This is a genomic window from Nonomuraea sp. NPDC050202 (genome assembly GCF_040656115.1).
GTDB lineage: Bacteria > Actinomycetota > Actinomycetes > Streptosporangiales > Streptosporangiaceae > Nonomuraea.
Genome location: NZ_JBFALF010000063.1, coordinates 11,406 through 35,367, shown reverse-complemented (window position 1 = coordinate 35,367; position 23,962 = coordinate 11,406). Strand labels below are relative to the sequence as shown.

The window sequence follows — 23,962 nt, the reverse complement described above, 5'->3', positions numbered from 1 at the left end:
GCGCCAGATGCAGGTACCGGACCGTCCCGGACTTGTTCTCCCGCTTCGTCGTCTTCACGTACACGACTCCAGACATTATGGCCCAAGCCCAGGCCAGCACAGCTAAATCCAGAAATCGCGTCTCTAGGCGAATCCGGCCGTCGACCCAGACTTCAAGTCCCTGACCTGCGCGTTCAGGTCGCTACGACCTCCAGGAACCCCGAATTATGCGGAACGCGGGAGGTTGGAAAACCCTCAATGACGCCGTCTTCACCGGGAGCACCTCGTTCGTCGACGTCACCTTCGCCAACGGCGCCGAGTTCAACGGCGCGCACTTCGCCACCTATGCCAAGTTCGAGCGGGCAACCTTCAATAAAGGCGCTTCGTTCGACAACGCCTCGTTCGATGGGGGTGCTGGCTTCGACCGCGCCCACTTCACGAGCAGAGCCAGCTTCGAGGGGACGACGTTTGACGATGTCGTCGGGTTCACTAAAACGCGCTTCATGGCCGCAGCCAGCTTCGACCGAGCCACCATCAGCGTCGCTGGCATATTCGACCAGGCCACGTTCGCCAGCCTCACGACGTTCGACCGGACAGTCTTCGAGCAACCCGTGACCTTCCACAAAACCGAGTTCGCCGGCTCCCTCTTGTTCGACTCCACGCCCGAAATCATTCACAGGATGATCGCCCGCCAGCCTCATCACCGCTGGGACCACGTGGATCTCGAGGGCGCACGACTTCTCCGCCCAGCTGAACGCCACTTCATACCCCCAGGATGGCGGCTGGAGGCTGACAACAAGGAAGCGGCAGTACTGCGGCGAGAGCACGGAAACGCCTAGTTCAGAGAAGCGGAAGTCACGCGTCCGATGCTGAACTCAGGGGCGCTCGCGGTGAGGGTGTACTTCAACGGGTGTGATCATGAAGACGATGAATGGGCCCATGCCGAATGCGTCGGTGAAAGCCGGGGATGACCGGGTGTATGGAGCGACACCCGCAGGAGGAGCCGGACCGAGCAGGCTCCCCGCTGGACGTCGAGCAGGCCCGTATGCTGACCGCGCAGATTCGCGAGGCCATTACCGCCGTTCAGCAGGCCGGGGCCGTGCTCGCCGAGCGGGTCCGCCGAGCCCACGAGAGTCGGATCTGGCGCCCCCTGGGCTACTCCTCATGGGCGGAATACGCCGCCGCTGAGTTCGGCATCAGCCGCGCCCAGGCGTACCGGCTGATCGACATCGCCACCACCGCCGGGAAGCTGCTGGAAGCGGCCACCACCATGGCCGGCCTGTCTTCTGCGGGAGACACGCTGGTCCTGTCCGGCCGGGCCTTGCGCGACGTCCGCGACCGGGTGGACCAGGTCGCGGCGGTGCTGGCCCGCCTCATCGGCCAGGCCCGCGCCGCCGGCGAACTGTCGGGGGACGACGTCGGCGACCTGCTACGCCGTGCCGTGGCCGAAGTACGTGCCGCGCCCCCGCCTCCGGTGCCGCCCCCGGTGCCGCCACTGGCAGCTCCGGGGGCGCCTTCCCGTATCCATGAGGGGCGCAGGATGGTCGAGGAGCTGTATGCGGCTGCTGCCGAGCTCGGGCTGATATGCCTGGAGATCGCCCCTGGTTACATGCCGGATGCCGAAGCCGCCAGAGCGCTGGAGAGATACGCCGAGGAGGTCGGCCTGGACCTGGACGGCGTCCTGGCCCACCGGCGCTACGCGCTCACCGGCGACCGCCGCTGTCTGCGGGACATCTTGTAGCCGAGCGCCGGACTCATCCTCTAACGCCCGGACCGCACCGGCCCCGACAGGCCGGCGCGGTTGCCCAGCATGACCTGCGGCGACCGGGCTCGGTTGTGCCGTGTGGCGCAATTCTTACCGCACTCCGGGTTGCACACCGGCCGGGTGTGCTGCTGTCGCTCATCAGGGCTGTCTCCAGGGCTGGCCGATGCCGCGGTACTCCTCGACGGGGATCGGCTTGACGCCCTCGCGCATCCGGCTGGTGTACAGCCGGCCCGCGAGATGGTCGATCTCGTGGGCGACCAGGCGGGCCAGCCCGTAAGGGAAGGCAGTGATCTTCGTCTGCCCGTCCAGGGTGGTGTGCTCGACCTCCAGGGTGAGCGGCCGTGGCACCATGCCGCGCACGTCGAAGAACGACAGGCAGCCCTCGTACTGCTCGTCGGTCTCGGCGCAGGCGTCGGTGACGCGGGGGTTGAGCAGCACGAGGGCGTCGGCGTCGGGGTCGGGCGGGATGACGATGGCGGCGGCCCGGCCGATGCCGATCTGTGGGGCGGCCAGGCCCATGCCCTTGCCGAACACGTGGTGCTCGCGGACCCGCTGCAGCGCGGCGAACAGCGCGTCGATCACCTCGCGGGCTTCGCCGGCGTCGGCGGGCAGGTCGAAGGGTTCGGCGGTGGCGGCCAGGATGGGGTGCCCGGCCTGGACGATGCCGGCGGCCTTCATCCGGTCGCTGCTGGTGCGCAGGCTCGGGGGCGCGCCGCCGACGTTGTCCGGGGCGTCCGGGTCGTCCGGCCGGGCGCGGAAGCGCCATTCCAGCCGGTAGCGGGCGCCCATGGGCGGGTCGGCGGTGCCCCACGCGAACACCGTCTCGCCGGCGCGCTGGGTGCAGGTGATGGGGTCGTGCAGCGGCACGGCCTCGGCGGTGGTGGAGGTCTCGGTGCCCCACACCTTCGGCTCCAGCGCGGGCGGGAAGGCCAGCGTCACGCCGAGCCGGCCGGTGGGCAAGCGCACCGCGCGTTGGAACCACGGCCCCCATTTGGTGTCGGGCACGGTGTAGGCGTAGGTGATGGTGGCGCGCTCGCCTGGATAGAGCGGGAACTTGCCCTGGTCGTTGGCGAAGCACAGCCAGACCTCTTTGAAGCTGTCGCGGTCGTGCTTGGGCCGCCACTGCATCGGCTCGCCGTCGCAGTCGGCGGTCAGGCCGAGCTCGTCCCAGTTGAGCGGATGAGCGCGGTAGTGGGCGTTGGACCGGGCGGGCTCGCCGGGGTAGCGATCGACGCTGATGCGGACCAGGTAGTGCGTCACCGGGTCGGGGCCGGCGTTGCGCAGGCGGCGGCGCATGGTGGCGGTGTAGATCCCGTCGGCGTAGCGCAGCTCGGCGTGGTCGTCCTCGACCACCAGCCCGCCGGGCGTGCCTGAGGGTGCGGTGGCGGCGGTGTTCTGCGCGGTGTCGTGCCAAGCTTGCCACACCTCGCCGGCGGCCGACAGTTTCGCTTCGGCCCGGCGGGCGAAGTCTTCGCCGGCGGTGTATCGCCCGGCCTCGATGTGGCTGATGTAGGAGGGGTCGTAGTCCATCGCCTCGGCCAGCGCCCTCTTGGACATCCCGCGCCTTTTCCGCCAGGACGCCAGGACGTCGCCGAAGGCGCGCGGCCCGTCTGACGGCCCGCTGTGCTGTTCGTCGTGTGGCTCATTCCGGGGGGTATCCACGTCCTCATCTTTCCCCAGGACGGCGTGAAGGCGTGAGTGAAGGGTGAGTGAAGCGTGAGTGAGCCGCACTCACGGTGACCTCACGGGCGCGGGGCGGGGTCTGCTGGCAGACGACCAGTCCACCGATCGCCGGGAGACTCCCGTGTCCCTGATCATCAATCCCCTGCTCCTCGACGTCAACGAGCTCGCGCTGCCCGGCCAGGGCCGTATCGGCGTGCTGACCGGCGGCCGTTCCCGCGAACGCGCCCGCTCGCTGCTGTCGGGCAACACCGCGCTGGCCGCGCTGCAGCGCCTGGGCCTGTCCGCGGTGCTGATCGATACCCGCGAGCCCGACCTCCTCGACCAGCTCCGCGAGATCGACGTTGCCCTGCTCGCCATCGCTGGCCAGTACGGCGAGGACGGCAAGCTGCAGGGCCTGCTGGAACACCTCGCCATCCCCTACACCGGGTCCGGGGTGCTGGCCAGCGCCCTGGCGATGCACAAGACCGCGGCCAAGACCATGGTCGCCGCACACGGCGTGAGCGTCCTGCCCGGCCGCGTCATCGACGGCGAGACCCCCGCCGAGGTGGTCGCCAAGGACCTGGCGAAGGCCCTGTCGCTGCCGGTCATCATCAAGCCGGTCTCCGAGGGCGGCTCCATCGACATGCGCCTGGCCCGCGCCGAGCACGACCTCGCCGACGCGGTGGAAGAACTGCGCCAGGGCGGGCAGGCGCTGTTCGCCGAACGGTTCTGGCCCGGCCACCCGGTCACCGCCGGTGTCCTGGATGACGGCGAGCAGCTGCGGGTGCTGCCGCTGCTGGAGACCCAGCCCAAGGGCGGCGACTTCTACGACTACGCCACCAAGAACAACCCGGCCGCCTTCTCCAATCACTGCCCCGCCATCCTGCCGCCGGCCACCGAGGCGCTGGTGCGCGAGTACGCCCAGGCCGCGCACCGCGCGCTGGGCTGCTCGGGCTACTCGCGCAGCGACTTCGTCGTGGGCGCCGGCCTGCCCGGCGGCGGTGCCGGTGACGGCGTCGCCGGCGGCCCGCAGGTGTGGTGGCTGGAGACCAACACCCTGCCGGGCCTGTCGGCCACCGGGAACATGGCCACCATGGCGGCGGCCGACGGCATCGGCTACGACGCGCTGATCACCTTCATCCTGTCCACCGCGCTCACGCCGCACGGCTACCGGCCATGAGCCCGCACCAGGACAACATCATGATCGGCATCGACGACGTGCGCACCGCCGCCGCCCGCCTGGACGGGCACATCACCGCCACGCCGCTGCTGGCCTTGCCCGCGCTGGAGGAGTTGTGCGGCGCCCCGGTGCTGTGCAAGGCCGAAAACCTCCAGAAGACCGGCTCGTTCAAACTGCGCGGCGCGCTCAACCACGTGCTCAGCCTGTCCAGGGACGAACGCGCCGGAGGAATCATCGCCGCCTCCTCCGGCAACCACGCCCAGGCGATCGCCTGGGCCGCCCGCCTGGTCGGCACGTACGCGGTCGTGGTCGTCCCCGCCGACGCCCCACAGGCCAAGGTGCACGCCGCTCAGGCGCTGGGGGCCGAGGTGGTCCACTACGCCCGAGGCGGCGAAGACCGCGACGCCATCGTGGCCGCTCTCGCCCGCGAGCGCGGGCTGGCGGTCGTGCCGTCGGCGAACTCCGAACAGGTGATCGCGGGCGGCGGCACCGTCGCCGCCGAGATCCTCGCCGAGACCGATCAGGTCAGCACGCTCGTGGTCCCGGTCGGCGGGGGCGGACTGGCGGCCGGCTGCGCGGTGGCGGCCAAGGCCCTGAGCCCGAACATGCGCGTGGTCGGCGTGGAGCCGGAGCATGGTGCCGACACCGTACTGTCGCTGCGTCAGGGCCGCCGGGTGAGCATCCCCATCCCGGCCACGATCGCCGACGGGCTCACCCATGCGACACCGGCGCCGCTGCCGTTCGCGATCAACCAGGCGCTGCTGGACCAGGTGGTCACCGTCGGCGACGCCGAGATCGTCGAGGCGATGGCGGCCGCCTTCGCCCACCTGAAGGTCGTCGTGGAGCCGAGCGGCGCGTGCGCGCTGGCGGCGGTGATGTGCGGGCGGATCGAGATCTTTTCCGGCACAATCGGTGTGGTCCTGTCCGGCGGGAACATCGCCTGGACCACGTTCCGGTCGCTCGTCGGCCGCGCCGAGACTGCTGGGGGAGATCGTGGGGTGCCTGGCCTGCACGCCGGGAGCGTGCAGCGCGCAGCAAGCACTCCATGACGGCCTCAGCCTGTTCACCCAGTACATGAGCCCGGAGCGGATCGCGGCCATCTCCTACCACGGCGCCGATGCGGCCGACGATCCGCTCTGGCGTGCCTCCGGGGCCGCCAGCCGCGCCGAGTACGGCCGCTGGTGCCGGCATGCCTGCGGCATGGCCTGCCTGCAGATGGCTCTGGACCACCGCGACGGGCACGCCCCGCCGCTGCTGGAACTCGTGCGCGGCTGCCGCGCCTACGGCGGCTACGTCGAAACGGGCGACGGCCAGATCAAGGGCCTCTACTACGCACCGTTCGCCGACTATGTGCGCGCCGAGCACGGCCTGCACGCCGACGTGCACCCGCACCTGGCCGCCGCCGACCTGCCCGGCCTGCTCGCCGACGGGCACCTGGTCATGGCCTCGGTCCACAAAGAGATTCGCCGCCCCGAAGCTCCGGCTCCCGGCCGGGGCGGGCACCTGGTCCTGCTCACCGGCCACGAGCACGGCCTGCTCCACTTCCACAACCCCTCCGGCCACACCCCCGAGGCCCGCCGGGCCAGCCTGCCCATCGACACCTTCGTGCCGTTCTTCGGCGGCCGCGGCATCGCCCTGCGCACCCGCTAGATGCGCTCAACCACCACCTCGGGGGACCACACCGTGACCATGAAGGTTCTGATCTCGGTGGACATGGAGGGCATCGCCGGCATCGTCCACCCCGCCGAGACCACCCCCGAGCGCTACGACTACGAGCGCGGCCGCGCCCTGATGACGGCGGCCGCCAACGCCGTGGTGGAAGGGGTGCTGGAGGCCGACCCGGCGGCCGAGGTGCTGGTGGCCGACGCCCACGGCCCCTACCGCAACCTCCTGCCCGAGCACCTCGACCGAAGAGTCCGGCTGATCCGCGGCAAACCCCGCGAACTCGGCATGCTCGCGGGCCTGCAGACCGGCGTCCAGGCGGCGATGTTCGTGGGCTACCACGCCCGCGCCGGCGTCGCCGGCGCGGTGCTCGCACACACCATGACCGACGCCGTCCTTGACGTCCGCATCAACGGCGCCTCGCACGGCGAGATCGGCATCAACACCCTGCTGGCGGCCTCGTTCGGGGTGCCCGTCGTGCTGGCCAGCGGCGACGACGCGGCCTGCGCGGAGTTCAGCACGCTGGTGCCGCAGGCCGTCACCGTGCCGGTGAAGCGAGGCCTCGGTCAGCACGCGGCCGACACCCTGCACCCCGACGAAGCATGCGAGCGCCTACGGCACGGTGCCAGCCAAGCGGCCCGGCAGCCTGCCGGCCATCCACCGCTTGCGGTTCCGAGCCCGCTCCGCGTCGAGGTCGACCTGGCTCAGCCGCGCTCGGCGGATCTGGCCGGCCTCATCCCCGGTGCCACCGTAGGCGGGCGCACCGTGGCGTTCGACGCCGAGACCATGACGGCCGCCTACGGCATCCTCCAGCTCATCGTCGCGCTCACCCAGACCGGGCCGTAAGCACCAGGGAGTGGCCCGCGCCCGGCGCAGGCCACCTCCGGAGATCGTTCGTCGCTCAGAGCCGAGCAGCTGACGACTGACCCTCAGCGCCCGGCCCCGGCCCGAGTTCGAGCTGTTTGCTCATGTCGAGCTCGAACTTGCCGTACAGATTCAGATGGGACCAGAACAGAGCCGTCAGCCCGCGCCGGTCGGCCGGGCTCAGCCGTTTTCGCCAGGCCGGATCGCGCAGCACGATCTGGATCAGATGCGTGTTGAGGTAGGTGATGGCCGCGGCGACCAGGTGCAGAGCCAGCGCGGAGACCTCGACGTTCTCCCGATCGTCGCCGGTCAGGTCGCCGGCCTTGCCGTAGAACAGCTCCTTGCTGGCGGAATTGAAGTTCTCCACCACGTTCAGGCCCTCGTTGATCTCCCTCCTGAGTTCCTCATCCGCCAGATACTCACAGATGAAGATCGTCCTGATCACGCGGCCCAGCTCCTCGATCGCCTGGTAGGTGGGGTGCTTGGGGCCGCCCCGGGTGAAGCGCCGCAGCATCTGGTGCGACTCGGCGGTGCGCAACCGCAGCGCGGTCGCGTACTTGATCATCTGATCGTAATGGCGGGCGATCACATCCCAGTCGATGGTCTTGTTCGACAGCACCGCCTCCAGGCGCGGCCAGGCCTCATCCTCACCGGTCCCCGGTCGGTACAGCCGCGCAGAGCCGATGTTCTTCAGCCGCGGCAGCAGTTTGAAGCCCAGCAGCTCCGAGAAGGCGAACCCGACGATCGAGGTTATGTGGACAAAGTCAAGCGAGGGTCCATGTGTCGGCATGCAAGAAAATGCGCCACGAGGTGAAGATGCACCGCTGTGCGGGACTGACAACTACTGAGAGTCTGGGATCTGGCTGTCCCTGCGGTCGCCGTCGAGGCTGGCGATCGCGTGGATATCTGCCTCCGACATGCCCAAGACTTCGGCGATCTCCTTGGCGAGAACAGGATGCGGATTCAGCCTGCCGTTGCGAAGCATGTGGATGGTGGACATCGACCTGGCGGTATGCCTTGCCATGTCCCTCACCGGAATCCCGCGCAGGTCCATCAGTCTGCTGAATACCGCTGAGAACGGATGTGGCTCCAGCTGCCCGGCCGGTGTGTCTGCCGGACTGACCACCATGTGGCCGATCTTGGCTTGGAATCGGATCAGCCGATTACTGGTAAACCTGACCTTCCCGACGAACGGCAGGCTCTCGCCGGAGCTGGTGCCGGCGGTGCCTGGCACCGACACTTCTGTGAACCTTGTCGTGGAACGGTTGTGATCACTCTCGATCTCCAACGGGACGCCCGGCTCAACGTCGCTGACCTTCCAGTCACGGTTCCACCAGGGCAAATCCTGCAACACCTCGTTGAAAAAAGGAGGCAGGACGGTGAGATCCACTGGGCCCGGTGGATTCTTCTGGCTGCCGTGGATGACGCCCGGCCAGTACCTCAGCGCCGCGATCACATCTGCCGTCAGCGTGCGGTTCGCAGTCTCCATGCCGCCACTTTCCCATCAACGAATCCGCACGCGGGTTCCCCGCTGACAACCGGAATTCGATGAACCACGCGCCGACACTATGGATCATCCCCTTGGTGGAGCCCGTCTCGGGGCCCGGGCTCTTTCACGAGAAGATCGCGGGCGTTGGGTGGGGGTCACGCTCCGATCGGGCCGGTGCACGGTCGTTGTCCTGTCGTCTCGGGGGCTTCAGGATCGGACGGTTCGCCAAGCTCGGCGAGGAGGCTTTGGAGTCGTCGGCCGATGGACGTATGCCGTTCGACCTCGCGGATCCAGCCGCGGTCATCGGCGTCCTGGACGAGTTGCTGTTCAACCTCCAGCCGAGCGCGAAGCCTTGGCGCGTAGTCAGGGGTGGTGACGAACTTGGCGCAGGTCAGGTAGAGGTCGCACTCGCAGGGCCCCTCGGCGGGCAGGCGCAGGCAGTGTCCGAGCTCGAGTTCGGTCTTGAAGAAGTTGGTCTTCAGCCAGTGCACCGCCTCGTCGGGCAGGACGCCGGACTTCAGGTCGAGTGCGGCGGGGCCGGCGATGACGGCGCCGGGGGCCAGGACGGACTTGTAGTCGCGTAGGACCTCTTGGTCGCTGATCTGGGCGTAGACGAGTGCCATGGAGACCGAGGAGTGGCCGAGGACCTTCATGATGGTGTGCAGCTTGGCGCCGCGTTCTGCGAGCTGGGTGCCGACGGTGTGCCTGAACCGGTGGGCGGAGATGGTGCCCCGAACTCCGGGACCGTCCTTTTTGCCGCCGGGGACGACGAGCCCAACCTGCATGCAAGCCTGCTGGATCGGGGTGTTGAACAGGTAGTGGAGCGACAGCTGCTTGCCGTGGTCCATGAACAGGTAGCGGATCTGCTCGCCGGTGCGGGGGTCGGTGAAGGGTCGGTCCGTGCCGGTCTTGCGCAGGTCGATGACCTTCTGCAGGGCGTCGGCGGCGTCTTGGTGGATGGGGACGGCGCGTTCCTTGTAGGTCTTGCGGCCGGGTAACCGTAGCCGTGGCGTCCCGTCGAGGTAGTGGTCGAGGCAGTCGATCGCCAGGTGCCGGATCTCATCGCGGCGGGCGCCGGACCAGCGGGCGACCAGGAGCGCCGCGCGCTGGAACGGGCAGGTGATCTCGTTGATGATCGGCATTACGAGGTCGAGTTCGTGATCGGGGATGAATCGGGGGATCCGCTGGTGCGCCCGGGGCGCGTCGCGCGGGCTGATCGGAGCGAAGCCGGGGACGTCGTTGTACTCCCACACGGCAGCGTCCCGGAACATCAGTGCCAGTGCGGAAATTCGCTGGTTGCGGGTGACCGGACCCAGTGGCTTGCCGGTCTTCTCTGTCGGCGTCTCGGTGAGGGATTGGGCCCAGCTCAGGCAGTGATCGCGGGTGACGTCGACGAGGGAGACGACTCCGGGGTGGTGTTCGGCGAGCCACTCGCCGAACTTGCGGAGGGCGATCTCCAGCTTCTCCACGGTGAGGGGCGCGTCGGTCAGCCGGTGGGCGGCCAGCCACTTGTCGGCGACTGCCTGCATGCGGGGAGGCAGCACCAGCGGCGGCTTCCAGGACGGCATCAGCTTGCGCGGCTGGGAGGTGGCGGTGGCCGAGAGCGAACGCCGCCGCAGGATCGGCGCGGCGCTGCTCAAGCGCTGCCGGGCAACATCCATCACTGCAGGTAGCCGTGTCGGCGATCGGCGGGGGTTTGTGTTACTGGTTGTCCTTGAGGAGTTGTTGTGTGCGGGTGAGGAATGCCTGGCGGACCTCTTCTGGGTGCAGTATCTGGAGTGGTCGGCCGAGGCTGAGCAGGTAGCGGGCCAGGCCGTCGGCGTCTGGCCCGCCGATGTCGATGATCGTGGCGTCATCGCCGTCCGGGTGGTGGACGCCGACCGTTGGTGGTACCAGCCTGCGGGCCTCATCGGCCGGTACGGCCAGGCGGATGGTCACCCGCACCGGGTAGGGCCTTAGGGCGATGCCCGTGCTGACCATTTGTGCTGGATCTGGCGGGTCGGGCAGGGCAGTGGCCTGCCCGGTGGCTGTGGCATCGATGATGCGATCGGTACGGAAGGTGCGCCAGTCCTGCCGCGTCAGGTCGTAGGCGAGGAGGTACCAGCGGTGGCCGGTGTAGATGAGCCGGTAGGGGTCCACTCGGCGGGTGGACGTCGTTCCGGCTCTGTCACGGTAGGTCAACCGGGTGCGTTCGCCTCGTCGGCACGCGGTGGCCAGGTCGAGGAGCAGCGCTGGGGAGATCTGGCTGTCGTCGGGTCGTGCGGTGTGGGTGAACGCGGCGTCCAGCTCGCCGAGCCGCTCGGCGATCCTGGCCGGCAGCACCTGGCGTAGTTTCAGCAGCGCCGACAGGGCTGCCTGGTCGCTGCCGGAGACTCCGCTGAAGGCGGCGGTGCGCAGCCCGACAGCGACCGCGAGGGCCTCCTCCTCGTCAAGGATCAGTGGCGGAATGCTGGTTCCGGGCCCGAGGTGGTAGCCGCCCCATGGGCCCATCTCCGATTCGATGCCGTAGCCGAGTTCACGTAGCCGGGCGATGTCCCGGCGAACCGTCCGTGCGGTGATCTCCAGCTGGGCGGCCAGATCAGCGCACGTCCAGGACTGCCGCGTTGACAGCAAAGACAGCAGCCGCAGCAGCCGCGCCGAGGTGTTGACCATGGCTGACAGTCTGCTCGATAACCAGGACCGTTTCTGACCGGGTCATACCGTAACGTCGCCGGCACGACCGAGAACTTCTCGGCCGAAAGGTCCATGACGATGACCTCCGCCAAGGTGCGTTAGATGGCGGGCCCGGATGGGCCGAGGTAACCGATGAAGGAGCCACACTGATGGAAGCACGCATGAAGAGCGTGGCGAGTCCCGACTTGATCACAGGGATCACGCATCTCCAGAAGGCGATTCACGCCGGTGGCGTCGACCCGCTCGTGCTTGAGCTGGTCCATCTGCGGGCCAGCCAGATCAACGGCTGCAGCCCGTGTGTGTTCGCCGGCGTCCAGTCGGCGAAGAAGCATGGAGAGACCGAGGAGCGGCTGCACAACGTGGTCGCCTGGCGCGAGACCCCGTTCTTCACGGAGGAGGAGCGGGCAGCGCTTGCGCTGACCGAGGCCGCCACCCGGATCCAGGACGGCGCGCCGGGCGTGACCGACGAGATCTGGGACGCTGCTGCCACCCACTTCGACGAGAAGCAGATGTCCGCGATCATCCTGAACATCGCACTCACCAACTTCTTCAACCGGATCAACCACACGATCCGGGAGCAGTCCGGCAAGACCTGGTGAAGGCGCGCGGGCGTCATCCGTCCAGAGGCCGCGGTGGCGAGGTGGCGAAGGACGTGATCGGCCGGCTCCACCGCTGACCGATCCAGCGCCACTTCCGGCAGGCACCCGACCTGGGCTCCCACCTTCGGGTGACCGTCGACAACCATTCCTTTGATGCCTCAGGGGCACATGACGATGAGCAACGAACTACCGGAACTGACCGTTACCGATGCCCGAGCCTGGCGGGATTGGCTCAGCAGGCACCACGACAGCTCGGCAGGGGTGTGGCTGGTCCTCGCCAAGCAGAACACGACCCGGCCCACCAGCCTGACCTATGACCAAGCGCTCGACGAAGCCCTGTGCCACGGCTGGATCGATGGTCGGCTACGACGGCGGGATGAGATCACCTTCTGCCGGCGCTTCACCCCTCGCGGAAGGCAGAGTCCCTGGTCAGCGCGTAACGTTGGCATCGTCACCCGTCTGATCAGTGAGGGCCGGATGCATCCGGCCGGAACGACCGAGGTCGAACGCGCCAAGACCGACGGCCGCTGGGACACGGCCTACGCGGGACAAGCCGGCATCGAGATACCAGCCGACCTGGCCGCCGCTTTGGCCGCGCAACCCGAGGCACAAGCGATGTTCGACATCCTCACCTCGCAAAACCGCTACGCCGTTCTCTATCGGATCACGAACGCCAAACGCGCCGAGACCCGAGCTCGCCGTATCACCCAGTTCGTTGACATGCTCGCCCGCGGCGAGACGATCCACCCACAAAAGCGCGCCCTCGGCAGTTGAATGCGGGCCACTCCTGTCCCCGCCTCGCTCCTCCAAGCCCACGCACCTGGCGGCGCGGCGTTCGGCCAGATCCGGCACCTTACCCAGCCCCGGGGTCGAGGAACGACGGGACAGCCATTAGCGGTACGGGATGTTCGAGCATGTCAGGACGGGTGTGCACGACCAACGGCGTTGAGTCAGCGTCGGCCCGAACGTGGCGGGAGAGTCTGGCGCGATAACGCGACCTTGATTGTTTCCGTGGGTCACCGTGACCATCTGCACCGTGATCCATCTCACCGCTAATGGCTGTCCTCTCGTTCCTCGACCCCGGACCCACCGGTTGCCGTGCCGGGTCGGCAGAAGTACTCGCGGACGTCGGTGCGGCGTCGGTCATGGACCTCTCCCAAGGGGGTGTCGGGGCTGCTGTCATTGTGACCACCTGGTGCGGTCACTGGCCGCGCGGCGTTCAGTGCGCTTACAGCGACGGCACGATCCGCCACCACGGCGGGGCGATGGCCCGGACCTCGGCTACGAACGCGGCCGCCGCCGCGGCGGCGGCGGGCTGGGCGAAGACGTAGGTGATGAAGTCGCCACCGCCCTGGCGGTAGACCGGGGGGCCGGCCCGCTCGGCCCGCGCGGGCAGGGCCTCGCCGATGAGCCGCAGGTCCTCATCGGAGTCGGGGTCGCCGTTCGTGCACCACGGTGACCGGGACCCGGCCTTGCGTGGCGAGCGCGGCGTCGGCGAGGACGGCACGCTCGGCCAGTCGTCGCGCCCAGTGTGGCTGCACAGGCGGTTGCGGCGGATCCGTGTCCTCGGGCTGATCAGGCCGATTGTCGGTGCTCACCCGGTACGTCCTTTCAGTGGACCGGATGGTGCGGTGGCGGGGGAGAGGGGAGCCGGCGGTTGCCTGACTGCAGCGGTCAGGGGCGTTCGAAGGAGGCGGCCAGGATCGCGGTGGCCAGAGCCTCCCCGTGGGCGGGCGCGCTCGGGGTCGCCGAGCGGGATGCGGGCGTTGTGCCAGTAGAGCACCACGCTGCCATCCGGATGCTGGGCGACGACTTCGATGGCGGTGTCGGGTAGTACTCCGTCGTGTTGAACGAGGTCGCTGCTGAGGTCGGTCAGCTCGGGCAGCACCAGGCCGGCGGCGGCTTGGGCGGCCTCCAGCCGGGCGGCGGCCACGGCCGCCTCGAGCGCCGCGTCGGCGGCCCGGCCGGCTTCCTCGCGGAGCTGTTCGCGGAGCCGGTCGGCCTGTGCGCGGGCCGTGGTGGTCTCGGCGCGGGCGTTGGTGGCGGCCTGGCGTTCCTGCTTGGCGCGCCGCTCGGCTGCCTCGACCTTTCCCGCTAGCTCAGCGAGTGTCGTGGTCGCTCCGGCCAGTTCGCGGTCGCGGGCGAGGAGCTGTTCCTTCAGCGCGGCCAGCTCGGTGGCCAGCTGCTCGGTCCGCTGCTCGGCGGTCTTGCGTTCGGCCACGGCCGCATCGCGCTGACGCTGGGCCTCGTGCGCCGCGGTGTCGGCGCGGCGCGTGCGGTCTCTTCCTGTGTCGCCTGTTGGCGGGCCTGCCGCTCGCGTTCCTCGGCGCTGTTCGCACGCTGTTCTGCCTTGTCCGCGCGTGCTTCCGCCTTGTCGGCGCGCTGGGCGGCCTGCTCGCGTTCCTCAGCCTCATTGGCCCGGCGCACGGCGTCGACCTCGTTGCTGATCGCCCGGTCGCCTCGTCGGCGTCCTCCTCGGCCTCGGCGAGGCGCTCGACCTGGACCGCGCCGATCGTGCCGAGGTGCCCGTTCTGCACGGTCAGCAGCTCGATGAGGCGCTCCACCTCGGGGCCGATCTGCTGCTGCAGGGCCTGCGCGCCCCGGGTGGCGTCGGTCAGTGCGCCCTGCTGCGCCTTGCGGCGGTCGGCCCGGAAGCGCTGCCGGCACGCCGCCGAGCAGTACTTGGCGGGACGGCCGCCGCAGCGGCTGCCGTCCTCGCGCCGCGCGGGCGGGGGCAGGGGGTTCCCGCATGGGCACTCCCCGGCGGGGATGGCACTGGTCGTCTACATTGCAGTGACGCCTGGTCAACATGTTTCAGTGTGCACGTTGGGCGGTGTGCTCGAATGTTTCGCAATCTCGCGAGCTCCCACCTTGTACTCCCGGGCCTGGCGCGATGCGTGCTCCTGCTGCGGCGCGTTTCGGCTACCCGCTCCCGCGCCGGCGTGGACTCTGACACACTGGCGAAATTCCCTGCGACAACCGGTGACCAGACCCGAAGACAGTTCGTGACGAATGGCGCAGGTGGGTAGGTCTATCGTCATTGGACCGTCGCAAACGACGTCATCAGACTGACGTGTCTCCTGATACGGCGGCCCCCAAGGCGGTGCGTCGGCGGCGGGCGCAGGCCAGCTCACTGCCGGTCATGCGGTTCTGTGCCGGTGGGACGTGCGGGCTGTGTCTTCCGTTCTGCGGCAGCCAGGCGGCGCTCGAGGTCGCGCTGCCTGTCCTGGGTTTCCGCCAGTTTGGTCTGGGCCACGGCCAGGGCGGTCGCCGCTTCGCCGGCGTCCCGCTCGGCTGTTGCCAGGGTGCCGCGCACGTCCTTGAGCTCGGCACGTACATCGCGGAGCTCCTCCCGTACGGTGTTGGTCTCCTGCCGGGCTTCCCGGGCGTCGGCCTGCGCCTGCTCGGTGCGGCGCTCCGCGCTCGCCGCGCGCTCGGTTTCGGTCTCCTTCTGCCGCTTCAGCTCCGCGACCTCGGCGCGGGCCGTCCGCAGTTGCTCGGTGAGCGTGCTGAGCTGCGCCGCCTGTGTGTTGAACTGGGTGCGCAGGGCCGCCTCGCGCTGCACGGCGGCCTGGCGTTCCTCCACCGCGGTGTCGCGTTCACGTCGGGCCGCCTCCGCCGCGGCGTCGGCCTTGACCCTGGCCTCCCCCTCCTCCTTCGCCTCTTTGCGTGCCTCACGTTCCTTCTCCAGCGCGGCGTCAGCACGCTCGGCGGCCTCGCGGGCGCGTTCGTCCGCCTGGTCAGCGTGTTCCTTCGCCTGGTCGGCGTGTTCCTTCGCCTCGGCGGCGCGGGCCTCGGCCTCGTGCTGCGCGCGCACCGCCGCGGTGCGCCTGCGGCGCTCCTCCTCCGCCTGCTCCTGGGCGCGGTCCCGGGCGGTCTCGGACGCCGTCGCGATCGTCTCTTGCTGCGCCGCGGCGGCGATCGCCTCCTCGGCGTCCTCTTCGGCGTCCTTGAGCATCTGCGCCTGGGTGACGGTGATGGCGCGCAGCAGCTCGCGCAGCTCGGCGCCCAGCTCCTGCGTCTGCTCCAGCGCCGGTAGAAACTGCTCGCCTAGTGCGAGCGCCCGCCGGGTGGCCTCGGCCGCTTCCTGCTGCTGCTCCTTGCGGCGGCTGGTCCGGAACCGGCTGCGGCACGCCGCGGAGCAGTACTTGCTGGGTCGGCCGCCGTGGCGGGAGCCGTCCGCGCGCCGCGCGGGCGGCCGCAGCTTGTTCCCGCACGGGCACTCGCCCGGCCGCTCGCGCTCAGCATGGATGGCCCGCCCGTCGCCGCCGGGCTCCGCCAGGGCCTCGTCGAGGTCGTCCGGCCCGTCCGTGCTGCTCGGCGAGTGATCACCCGGGTTCATGGTCATATCTCGAATGTACAGCAAGCGTGCGCATTTGACATTGAAATCAAACGTGCCTGTGACACACGTTTGCTGGGCCTTTTTTCTCTATCAACGGGAAGTGCGGTTCCCGTCAATAGGCGATATGATCGCGCGGTGGGCGTTGCACATGAGCACTCTGGCCAGGTGACCGTTTCCTCCGCGATTGCGGTCTTTCCGCCGAACCGTCCGCTTCCGGTCGCCGAACCGGACGGCGGGCCACGCGGCGCGGGCCCGGCGGGCGAGTTGCTGCCCGCGGACGCGCTGGACGTCGCGCTGCCCACCGCGGCGGTGGACACCGGCAACCGGAACCCGTACCTGGCCTACCTCGACTCACTCGACAGCGCCGAGTCCCGTACGACCATGAGAGGCTGCCTGGACCGCATCGCCCGGCTCCTGCTCGGCGATGACGTCCACGGCATCGACCCGAAGACCGGCGAGAAGGACCCTGCCGCACGGACCGGGCTCGGCTTCCCCTGGCATGTGCTGCGTGCCGAGCACACCATCTACGTCCGCGCCCGCCTGGACGAGCAGGTGGCCCGCGACCCGGAGACCGGCGAGGAGCGCCCCTGGTCGCACACCTACCGCAACAAGCACCTGACCGCGCTGCGGCAGGTGATCACGTGGGCGTGGCGGCTGGGCCTGAGCACGGCCGAGGAGCACGCCCGCGCCGCGGACGTCCGGCCGTTCAAGGGCTCACGCGAACCGGCCGGTGAGCACCTCGCGCCCGAACGGGTCGGCGCCCTGCTGGACGCCTGCGATGCCCACCTCAACGCACCCGAGCCCGACGAGGCCCGCCGCGCCGCACTGCGCCAGGCCGCGCTGCGCGACGCCGCCATGATCGAGGTGCTGTACTCCACCGGCGTGCGCCGGGCCGAACTGGCACGGCTCGCCCTGCGTGACTACGACCCGACCCGCCGCTCGCTGCACGTGCGCGGCAAGGGCAACAAGGACCGGCGCGTCTTCCTCACCCGCACCGCGGCCGCCCGTCTGGAGGACTGGCTGGCCGAGCGCGGCCGCGAGCCCGGCGGCCTGTTCCCCCCGTTCACCCCGCGCCCCCAGCGGATCCGCCGCCGCGGCGCGGGCGGCCGCATCGACCACCTGACCGGACAGACGATCAGCCACATGCTCACCGAACGGGCCAAGCAGGCGAAGGCGGCCCGGCCGACCGCGCACGACTTCCGCCGCACGGTCATCGGCGAACTGCTCAACGCCGGCGTCGACCTGGCCACCGCCCAGGCCCTGGCCGGCCACGCCTCCCCGGTCACCACCGCCCGCTACGACCGCCGCGACGAGGACGTACGCCGCGCCGCCGTCGACCGTCTGTCCCCGCCGCCGACAAGGCGCGGCCACTACCCATCTCCCGTGCGAGGGCAGAAATGAGAGGGCTCGCGCCAAGAGCCACCCGCGCCCTGCGCTGCACGTTGGTGACCAATGCGCTGAAGACCTGTGACGAACTCCCAAGAAATTTGGATGGCGAGTCCCATCACGAACCAGACTCACTGCAATGGAACCGACCAACCGCTGCAATCGCCTGACGTATCCGCTGGTGGGGCCATCATTGGTCACGAGGCTTGCAGTGCTGATACGTCACACTGCTGCAACCCATCGTCCGCAAGAGGACGGGAAATTGTCCGACTTCGTCGGTTCGTATCCCTTGCAGGGGGTACGGCCGGAGTACGCCAGAAACACACCGCCTGTAGGCGTCTTGCCTGGCGTCAGCGCGTGCGTCGTCGGGCCGCGGGGTCGTGTGCGGCGGTGATGCGGGCGGAGGTCTCCTCGCCGAGGCGGACGTAGTGGCCGAGGCTGGATAGGTGCTGGTGGCGAGACTTGGCCTGCAGCTCTGGGGCGGTGCGGCCGGCTGCGGCCAGGTGGGTCAGCGCGCTGTGCCGGAGTTGGTGCAGGGTCCAGCCGTCGCCGTGCGGGTCGAGCTCGGCGGAGGCGGTCTTGAACAGGTGCTCGGCGCGCGGGTAGGACAGGCGGCCGCGGCCGGTGATGGGGCAGATGTCGGCGGCTGCGGGGGCGCGGCGGCCGGAGGCGGGGGCGCGGCGGTCGGTCAGGAAAACCGGCCCGGTCTGCCGTCCCTTCAGCAGGCGGGGCAGGAGGCGGGCGGTGGCGGTGGCCCAGTGCACGTACTCGAGCGCGCCGCCTTTGGAGACGATGCGGGCGCGCCGGTACTCCAGGTCGAGGTCCCCGACGTCGAGGGAAAGGATCTCCTCGGCCCTGGCCGCCGTTTCGTAGAGGAGCCGCCAGAGCACCCGCTCACGGAGTGCGTGCCGGTCGTCGGCGAACAGAGCCTCCAGCCGGGCGGCCGGGAGGGCGCGGTCGCCGCGGCGGGTGGTCTTGCGCCGCCTGAGGCGGCGGGCGGGGTTGGTGGCGAGGAGGTCCTGACGCTGGGCCCAGGTGGTGAAGGAGACCAACGCGGACAGGTGCCGGTTCCAGGTGGCCGGCTCGGCCGCTGCCCAGTGGTCCATCACCGTGGCGTAGTGGTCGCAGTCGAGCGCGGCGACCGGGTGGCGGGTGCCGCTGGCGGCGGTCAGGCGGGCGAGGGTGCAGGCATAGCTGCGGCGGGTGATGGCCGCATCCAGGGAGTCGAGGAAGCGGGCGACGGCGCTGGCGACGGTGGCGCGATCATCGGCCGGACTGTCGGGGCCGGGCATGCCGGGGAAGGCGACGACCGGCATGACACCTCCACAGGACAGATGTCTGGGCTGATGCCCACAGAACTGAGCCACTGAGCTGATGTGACATATAACACTACTGATTCGGCCCCGCTCCGGCGAGCGGCGAGCTGGACGGACGCGCCTGCGGCCCGGCATATGCGACAGGTAATACGGATTCCCTTTCGCAGGCTAAGGTCCGCTTCCGGCTTGAAGGCGCATGTGCCCTCACCGGTTCTATTCAGTAGACAGCGCCATCGCCGGTAGGTATCTTCTCCGGGTCCCGCCCGACCTGTCCGAAGCCGGAACCGGCGCAGCCTTCGCCTCCGTGACGGGGCCTCAAATCAGGTGATGGCGCCCCGCCTCCCGCCTCCAAGGAAGACGCTTCGTGCCCGCCATCGTCCCGCTGCGCAAGAACGCCCGTTTTCAACTGCTGTGGGTCGGCAGCGCGGTCTCCGAGCTGGGGTCGGAGCTCACCAGGCTCGCCATGCCGCTGCTGGTGATGGCGCTCACCGGCTCGCCTGGTTTAGCCGGCATCGTCGCCGGAGCCCGCACCGTCGCTTTCGTTGCGGTCCAGATGCCGGCCGGTGTCTGGGTGGACCGGTGGGATCGGCGCCGCACACTCCTCACGGCCCAGAGCCTCCAGGCGGTTGTTTCCGCGCTGCTGACGGCGCTCGTCATCACTGATCATGTACAGGTCTGGCACTTCATCACACTGGCTGTGCTGGACGGGCTGTGCGCCGCGTTCATCGGTCCCGTCCAGGACACGGCGATCCGCGGCATCGTCCCTTCGGGCCAGTTGCACAGTGCCTATGCGCAGGAGGAGGCCCGTACCCACGCGGCCGGGCTGATCGGCCCCCCGCTCGGTGGCCTGCTGTACGGCCTGGGACGCGCAGTGCCCTTCGTCGTCGACACCATCACCTTCCTTGCCGCCACGCTCTTCTACGCTCTTGCCAAGGTGCCGCGCCGTCCGTCGGACGAGCCGCAAACCCCCGCGCGAGATGGTGGCAAGGAGCAGCGGCCAATCCGGCGTTCCATGCGGCGGGAAATGGCTGAGGCCGTCACATGGCTTTGGCGCCAACACGGCCTCCGGGAGGTCACCGCAGCGGTAATGATCCTCAACCTGCTGGGCGGGGCCTTCCTCATCCCGCTGATCGTGCTCATCGGCGAACGCGGCGGTGATGCGCGCATCACCGGCACGGTCCTGGCCGGCCTCGGTATTGGCGGGCTGGCCGGTGCGCTGCTGTCGGGCCGCATCAGCAAGCTCCTGCCTCCCGGCAGACTCCTGCTGGCCGTCGTGATTGTCTTTGGTGCGGCGCTGGCGGCCACGGCACTGCCCTGGGGGGCGTGGTGGCCGATGGTCCCGTTGGTGTTCATCACCTTGTCGACGCCCTCACTGAACGTGGTGATAAATGTTGTGATCGCGCGAATGGTGCCCGAAGCGATGCTCGGCCGGATGGGCGCGGTCTTGAGCATGGGCGGGACGGCGCTCAAGCCCCTCGGGCCAGTCCTCGGCGGGGTACTGGCTGCGGCACTGGGCGGCGCGACAGCACTCATCGTGCTAGGTGGACTGCTTGGCCTGACCGCCGCTGTGGCCGCGCTCAGCCCAGAGTTGCGTCACTTCGCCGGAGAAGCCTCCACAGCCGAAGACGACACTTCAACCGACGACAAGGCCCCGCGCGCCCCCGCCTAGCGCCAATTGATGACGGTCGCTTTCTGGTCATGCTGGCTCAGAGCAGTCGAGGAGTCGTCGTAGTGCGAGGTCCCGTCATCGGCGGCATCACCGTCATCGTGGAGCCCTCCGCCCCTGCGAACGCCCCGGCCTACACCGCTCTCGTCATGACCACCACCGCCCCGGGCGAGCCCGAGGACATCCGTTCGTGTTCTTCATCACCTGCCTCCTTCCAGCAGGCCGCCCTGCTGCGCAGCCTGCACGGCCGCTGTGGTCAGGTCGCGAACAGTACGCGGGGTTCGAGGTCGAGCCGGGTGACCGGGGTCCGCTCGGGTGGCGTCAGATCGAGGGTCCAGTTGCCGAACCGGCGCACGGTGTGGGTGATGTAAGGCGAGATGGTGGCCAGGTCGTCGAGGTCGACGGGCCGACCTTCGGCGGCGATGTCGTTGGCGGCGTCGGTGATGTCGCAGGCGGTGGAGTAGATGACGCAGTTGGCGATCAGCTCGTTGAACTTCACCACCTTCTCCTGGTGGTCGGGGTCGTTGTGGCCGATCAGCTTGCCGCCGAACATCAGCCAGTCGGCGAACCCGTGGAAGGCCTCGTTGCGGTTGGTGACCTGGGTGATCTGCTCACGTAGCCCCGGTTCGGACAAGTAGCGCAGCAGCGTGATGGTGCGGATCGCGCGGCCGAGCTCGCGAAAGGCCCGATACAGGCGATTCTTGCGGGAGTGGTTGCCCAACCGGCGCAGCAGCGTCACCGACGACAGCTTGTTCTCCCGGATCGAGATCGCCGTCCGCAGCAGATCGCTCCAGTGGTTCTCGATCAGATCCCAGTCGACCACCTCGTCGCCGAACAGTGAGTCGATGTGGGCGTAGTGGGTGTGCTCGCCCGGCCGATAGAAGATCAGGTCGTGCCAGTTACGGATACGGGGCAGCAGGTCGAAGCCCAGCAGCGCACCGAGCCCGAAGACCGGCAGCGCCTGACCTTGGGCGTCGGCATGGATGGTGTCAGGCTGGATATCCGAGGTGTTCCGCAGCAGGCCCTCGATGATGTAGACCGCCTCCCACACTCCGCACGGGATAAAACGGCTGAACAGCGCGATGTAGGTGTTGGAGACGTGCCGGTAGGCGATGCCGCCGTACCCGCCGTACCGGATCGAAGTTTCGGCCAGCAGGTTGTTTTCCCAGGTGTCGACCTGCGAGCCGTCGGCCGCGACCGTCTTGCCATCACCCCACACGCTTGCCACGTCCAGCTTGGCGAAGGCGTTGATGACCTCCACCGACGCCTTGTCGATCTTGGTGGCGGTGGTGTGCTTGTGACCCGCCAGCGACAGCTCGTGCACGCTCACCGTGCCCCGCATGTGCGCCGCGACCTGGGACGGGCCCAGCAGCGTGCCGTGCGCGAAGGCGGTCAGCACGTACCGGGCCATCGCGTTGCGGATCTTCGGGTCGGAGCCGGAGGCAGGCCCGAAGTGGCGGTGCCATTTCAGCAGGTAGGCGGTGCGGGTGAGGATGTCCAGCAGTGCGCGCTGAGGCAGCCGGTCATGAATGACGGCCTCCAGCTCCAGCGCCTCGGGCCGCCGGTCGGCTCCCTTACGGCGGCGCAGCACCGGCCGGCCGCCCTCCAGCAGCAGATCGGTGTTGCCCGGGTAGCCCGCATCCACCACCGCGGCGACGGCGGTCAGCTTGTCGCGGTAATGGGCGGTCAGCGCGCTCGCCTCGGCCGGGATACCCGCCTGGGCGCAGAACGCCGGCACCAGCGGCCGGCACTCCTCCCAGGTCATGAGCTGATCGTGCAGGTTGGCGAAGGAGTCCGACCCGGCCACGGCGATGTCACCGCTGCGTAGTTCGGCCGCCAGGTAGGAGAATACGCACACCTCCAGATGGCGGCGCACCAGCATCCCGGGCCGCTTCTTGTCTCGCAAGATCTTGCGCCACTGCCCCGAGGCGAAGGCATCCACGTTGATCCTTAACGTGAACGGGACCGGATCACCCGCGGGGCCGGGCCGCTCTACCATGAGCCCGTCGGGCACGAACACCGTCTTGGCTCCGCGCAGGGCGCGCAGAAACTCCACCGCCTCCAGCACGCTGCGTTCGGCCGTGGTGGCCTCCAACTTGATCGCCTCAAGGAGGGTGAACAGCGCCGCCCGATGGGAGCTGTAGTACTGCTCCAGCAGCGGCAGGTAGTTGTTGCCGTGGTGCGCCGAGATCGCCTCGTGCGCGCCAGCCAACGCCTCCACGCCACCGGCGCGCTCCAACGTCTTCAGCACCAGGTGCCCGGCCCGCTCCGCCCTCTCGTGCGGCGGCGTTGCTGCGGCCGACTGCGGGGCGGCTTCGCCGGTCACAGCGTCGTTGTCGTCTCCCGGGACCAGGGCGTCGCGCACCGCCGAAAGCACCTCGCCGAACACCCCGAGAAGGCGTTCGGACTCGGCGCGGTGAGCTTCGCGCAGTCCTTCCAGGTGGTCGCGACCCCTCTTGTGAATGGCTGCCATCCGCTTGCAGAACATGGTCACCACGTCATCGCGAACCCCGGTGGCGACCGTATGGACGAAGCTCACCAGCAGCGTGAGCCGCTTGTCCTCGCCGACCTTGCGCATGTCCGCCGCGTCGGTGACCCGCGCCTCTCCGGCGAAATGCGCAATCTTCCCCGGAGGCACGCCCTCGAGCCACGTCCCAGTCGGCCCGATCGCGTCGATATCGCCCAGCAGCGCCAGCCGCTCCTTGAACTTCCCCAGCGACGCCGCCTGGGCCACGTCCTTCAACCGGTCGAACTCGCTGCGCCGGCTGACCGGATCAACCACCAGCAGCCGGGCCAGCCGCGCCCGCCCAGCCGCATCCAGCCGCCCAGCTACCGCCTGGAAGAACCCGGTGTTGACCTCAGCGCGGATCGCCGCGACCATCGCGTCCAGTGTGGTGTAGCCGGGTAACTCGCACCGAGCGCGGACCAGTTCCTCCAGCGCCACGTTGATCAGATCGGCCGGATTGTCCTTGGACCGCACGGCCTTCCGGACGGCCTGCTCGGCGATCCGTCGGACCCGGGCCGACTCAAAGGACACACCCAAACGTTTGCGGACAAACGCCCGATGCCGGCTGGCCGTCATCGGCGCTGCCTGCCGCAGCTCCACCTCATCGGCCAGCCCCAGCGCTCCGCGCACATGCCCAGCCACAGCCGCCGGCACCTCAGCGATCTTCGGAAAATACCCCAGCCGCTGGTAGGACTTCAGCCACACCACCAACATCAACAGATGATGCTCATCCTGGGTGTGCCCGCGTGCCCACCTCACCTCGGCATCGGTCGGCGTGAAATCCTCTGCCAGCTCCCGCGCCGAGATCACCCGCGCGAAGCGCGGATACGCGGTCCGGTCCATCGAGGTCACCAGCAACCTCCCAGACCATCA

Annotated in this window: 20 protein-coding genes; 10 read left to right on the top strand and 10 right to left on the bottom strand. The window is 69.2% G+C overall.

What is annotated here, in order from left to right; genetic code table 11:
- Positions 1-206: 206 nt before the first annotated feature.
- Entirely contained in the window at positions 207-818 is a 612-nt protein-coding gene (locus tag AB0I79_RS60185; RefSeq protein ID WP_357894717.1) for a pentapeptide repeat-containing protein, read from the top strand.
- A gap of 140 nt (positions 819-958) precedes the next feature.
- Positions 959-1,720: a hypothetical protein gene (locus tag AB0I79_RS60180; protein WP_357894714.1), complete on the top strand. Its 762-nt coding sequence runs from the start codon at positions 959-961 to the stop codon at positions 1,718-1,720.
- 162 nt (positions 1,721-1,882) lie between these two features.
- Here the strand turns inward: AB0I79_RS60180 and AB0I79_RS60175 are convergent, their stop codons facing one another.
- A complete protein-coding gene (locus AB0I79_RS60175) occupies positions 1,883-3,406 on the bottom strand; it encodes a peptide deformylase (protein ID WP_357894711.1) in 1,524 nt (507 codons plus the stop codon).
- Between the two features lie 142 nt (positions 3,407-3,548).
- On the opposite strand from AB0I79_RS60175, the gene AB0I79_RS60170 reads away from it, so the two are divergent.
- The 4 genes from AB0I79_RS60170 to AB0I79_RS60155 are packed head-to-tail and all read left to right on the top strand — an operon-like array spanning position 3,549 to position 7,094.
- Positions 3,549-4,586: a D-alanine--D-alanine ligase gene (locus tag AB0I79_RS60170; RefSeq protein ID WP_357894708.1), complete on the top strand. Its 1,038-nt coding sequence runs from the start codon at positions 3,549-3,551 to the stop codon at positions 4,584-4,586.
- Positions 4,583-5,635, top strand: coding sequence for a threonine/serine dehydratase (locus AB0I79_RS60165; protein ID WP_357894705.1), 1,053 nt, complete (start codon positions 4,583-4,585; stop codon positions 5,633-5,635). The genes AB0I79_RS60170 and AB0I79_RS60165 overlap by 4 nt, the downstream gene beginning before the upstream one ends.
- 25 nt (positions 5,636-5,660) lie before the next feature.
- Entirely contained in the window at positions 5,661-6,236 is a 576-nt protein-coding gene (locus AB0I79_RS60160) for a peptidase (protein ID WP_357894702.1), read from the top strand.
- 39 nt (positions 6,237-6,275) lie between these two features.
- Positions 6,276-7,094 carry a M55 family metallopeptidase gene (locus tag AB0I79_RS60155; protein WP_357894699.1) on the top strand — a complete coding sequence of 273 codons (819 nt, stop codon included), beginning with the start codon at positions 6,276-6,278 and terminating at the stop codon, positions 7,092-7,094.
- Positions 7,095-7,149: 55 nt separating this feature from the next.
- On the opposite strand, the gene AB0I79_RS60150 is transcribed toward AB0I79_RS60155, so the two are convergent.
- From AB0I79_RS60150 to AB0I79_RS60135, 4 genes are all read right to left on the bottom strand, one after another.
- Entirely contained in the window at positions 7,150-7,953 is an 804-nt protein-coding gene (locus AB0I79_RS60150) for a Tn3 family transposase (protein ID WP_357894696.1), read from the bottom strand.
- A complete protein-coding gene (locus AB0I79_RS60145; protein ID WP_357894693.1) occupies positions 7,954-8,601 on the bottom strand; it encodes a helix-turn-helix transcriptional regulator in 648 nt (215 codons plus the stop codon).
- Between the two features lie 155 nt (positions 8,602-8,756).
- Positions 8,757-10,262, bottom strand: a complete 1,506-nt coding sequence (locus tag AB0I79_RS60140) for a site-specific integrase (RefSeq protein WP_357894690.1) — start codon at positions 10,260-10,262, stop codon at positions 8,757-8,759.
- A 40-nt stretch (positions 10,263-10,302) separates the two neighbouring features.
- The gene (locus tag AB0I79_RS60135; protein ID WP_357894687.1) at positions 10,303-11,253 is read right to left on the bottom strand and encodes a YafY family protein; all 951 of its coding nucleotides are present in this window, start codon (positions 11,251-11,253) and stop codon (positions 10,303-10,305) included.
- Positions 11,254-11,435: 182 nt separating this feature from the next.
- On the opposite strand from AB0I79_RS60135, the gene AB0I79_RS60130 reads away from it, so the two are divergent.
- Together AB0I79_RS60130 and AB0I79_RS60125 are read left to right on the top strand one after the other, a co-directional pair.
- Complete coding sequence (locus AB0I79_RS60130; RefSeq protein WP_357894684.1) at positions 11,436-11,873, top strand: carboxymuconolactone decarboxylase family protein; 438 nt, start codon at positions 11,436-11,438, stop codon at positions 11,871-11,873.
- Positions 11,874-12,041: 168 nt separating this feature from the next.
- Positions 12,042-12,647, top strand: coding sequence for a YdeI/OmpD-associated family protein (locus AB0I79_RS60125; RefSeq protein ID WP_357894682.1), 606 nt, complete (start codon positions 12,042-12,044; stop codon positions 12,645-12,647).
- A 454-nt stretch (positions 12,648-13,101) separates the two neighbouring features.
- Here AB0I79_RS60125 and AB0I79_RS60120 read toward each other — a convergent pair whose 3' ends face one another.
- The 3 genes from AB0I79_RS60120 to AB0I79_RS60110 form a co-directional block, all read right to left on the bottom strand.
- The gene (locus AB0I79_RS60120) at positions 13,102-13,380 is read right to left on the bottom strand and encodes a hypothetical protein (protein WP_357894680.1); all 279 of its coding nucleotides are present in this window, start codon (positions 13,378-13,380) and stop codon (positions 13,102-13,104) included.
- An 87-nt stretch (positions 13,381-13,467) separates the two neighbouring features.
- Entirely contained in the window at positions 13,468-14,094 is a 627-nt protein-coding gene (locus AB0I79_RS60115) for a hypothetical protein (RefSeq protein WP_357894677.1), read from the bottom strand.
- A 909-nt stretch (positions 14,095-15,003) separates the two neighbouring features.
- A complete protein-coding gene (locus AB0I79_RS60110; RefSeq protein ID WP_357894674.1) occupies positions 15,004-16,221 on the bottom strand; it encodes a hypothetical protein in 1,218 nt (405 codons plus the stop codon).
- A 159-nt stretch (positions 16,222-16,380) separates the two neighbouring features.
- Here AB0I79_RS60110 and AB0I79_RS60105 point away from each other — a divergent pair, with 159 nt between their 5' ends.
- Positions 16,381-17,616, top strand: a complete 1,236-nt coding sequence (locus tag AB0I79_RS60105) for a tyrosine-type recombinase/integrase (protein ID WP_357894671.1) — start codon at positions 16,381-16,383, stop codon at positions 17,614-17,616.
- A 335-nt stretch (positions 17,617-17,951) separates the two neighbouring features.
- Here AB0I79_RS60105 and AB0I79_RS60100 read toward each other — a convergent pair whose 3' ends face one another.
- Positions 17,952-18,917 (bottom strand): site-specific integrase, encoded by a 966-nt coding sequence (locus AB0I79_RS60100; protein ID WP_357894668.1) that lies wholly within the window; start codon positions 18,915-18,917, stop codon positions 17,952-17,954.
- A gap of 364 nt (positions 18,918-19,281) precedes the next feature.
- On the opposite strand from AB0I79_RS60100, the gene AB0I79_RS60095 reads away from it, so the two are divergent.
- Positions 19,282-20,586 (top strand): MFS transporter, encoded by a 1,305-nt coding sequence (locus AB0I79_RS60095; RefSeq protein ID WP_357894665.1) that lies wholly within the window; start codon positions 19,282-19,284, stop codon positions 20,584-20,586.
- 253 nt (positions 20,587-20,839) lie between these two features.
- On the opposite strand, the gene AB0I79_RS60090 is transcribed toward AB0I79_RS60095, so the two are convergent.
- Positions 20,840-23,932: a Tn3 family transposase gene (locus AB0I79_RS60090; protein ID WP_357894720.1), complete on the bottom strand. Its 3,093-nt coding sequence runs from the start codon at positions 23,930-23,932 to the stop codon at positions 20,840-20,842.
- Positions 23,933-23,962: the final 30 nt, after the last annotated feature.

Coding starts and splice junctions, on each gene's coding strand:
- AB0I79_RS60185 (WP_357894717.1), top strand. CDS start 207: ATGCGGAACGCGGGAGGTTGGAAAACCCTCAATGACGCCGTCTTCACC.
- AB0I79_RS60180 (WP_357894714.1), top strand. CDS start 959: ATGGAGCGACACCCGCAGGAGGAGCCGGACCGAGCAGGCTCCCCGCTG.
- AB0I79_RS60165 (WP_357894705.1), top strand. CDS start 4,583: ATGAGCCCGCACCAGGACAACATCATGATCGGCATCGACGACGTGCGC.
- AB0I79_RS60160 (WP_357894702.1), top strand. CDS start 5,661: ATGAGCCCGGAGCGGATCGCGGCCATCTCCTACCACGGCGCCGATGCG.
- AB0I79_RS60155 (WP_357894699.1), top strand. CDS start 6,276: ATGAAGGTTCTGATCTCGGTGGACATGGAGGGCATCGCCGGCATCGTC.
- AB0I79_RS60145 (WP_357894693.1), bottom strand. CDS start 8,601: ATGGAGACTGCGAACCGCACGCTGACGGCAGATGTGATCGCGGCGCTG.
- AB0I79_RS60140 (WP_357894690.1), bottom strand. CDS start 10,262: ATGGATGTTGCCCGGCAGCGCTTGAGCAGCGCCGCGCCGATCCTGCGG.
- AB0I79_RS60135 (WP_357894687.1), bottom strand. CDS start 11,253: ATGGTCAACACCTCGGCGCGGCTGCTGCGGCTGCTGTCTTTGCTGTCA.
- AB0I79_RS60130 (WP_357894684.1), top strand. CDS start 11,436: ATGAAGAGCGTGGCGAGTCCCGACTTGATCACAGGGATCACGCATCTC.
- AB0I79_RS60125 (WP_357894682.1), top strand. CDS start 12,042: ATGACGATGAGCAACGAACTACCGGAACTGACCGTTACCGATGCCCGA.
- AB0I79_RS60110 (WP_357894674.1), bottom strand. CDS start 16,221: ATGACCATGAACCCGGGTGATCACTCGCCGAGCAGCACGGACGGGCCG.
- AB0I79_RS60100 (WP_357894668.1), bottom strand. CDS start 18,917: ATGCCGGTCGTCGCCTTCCCCGGCATGCCCGGCCCCGACAGTCCGGCC.
- AB0I79_RS60090 (WP_357894720.1), bottom strand. CDS start 23,932: ATGGACCGGACCGCGTATCCGCGCTTCGCGCGGGTGATCTCGGCGCGG.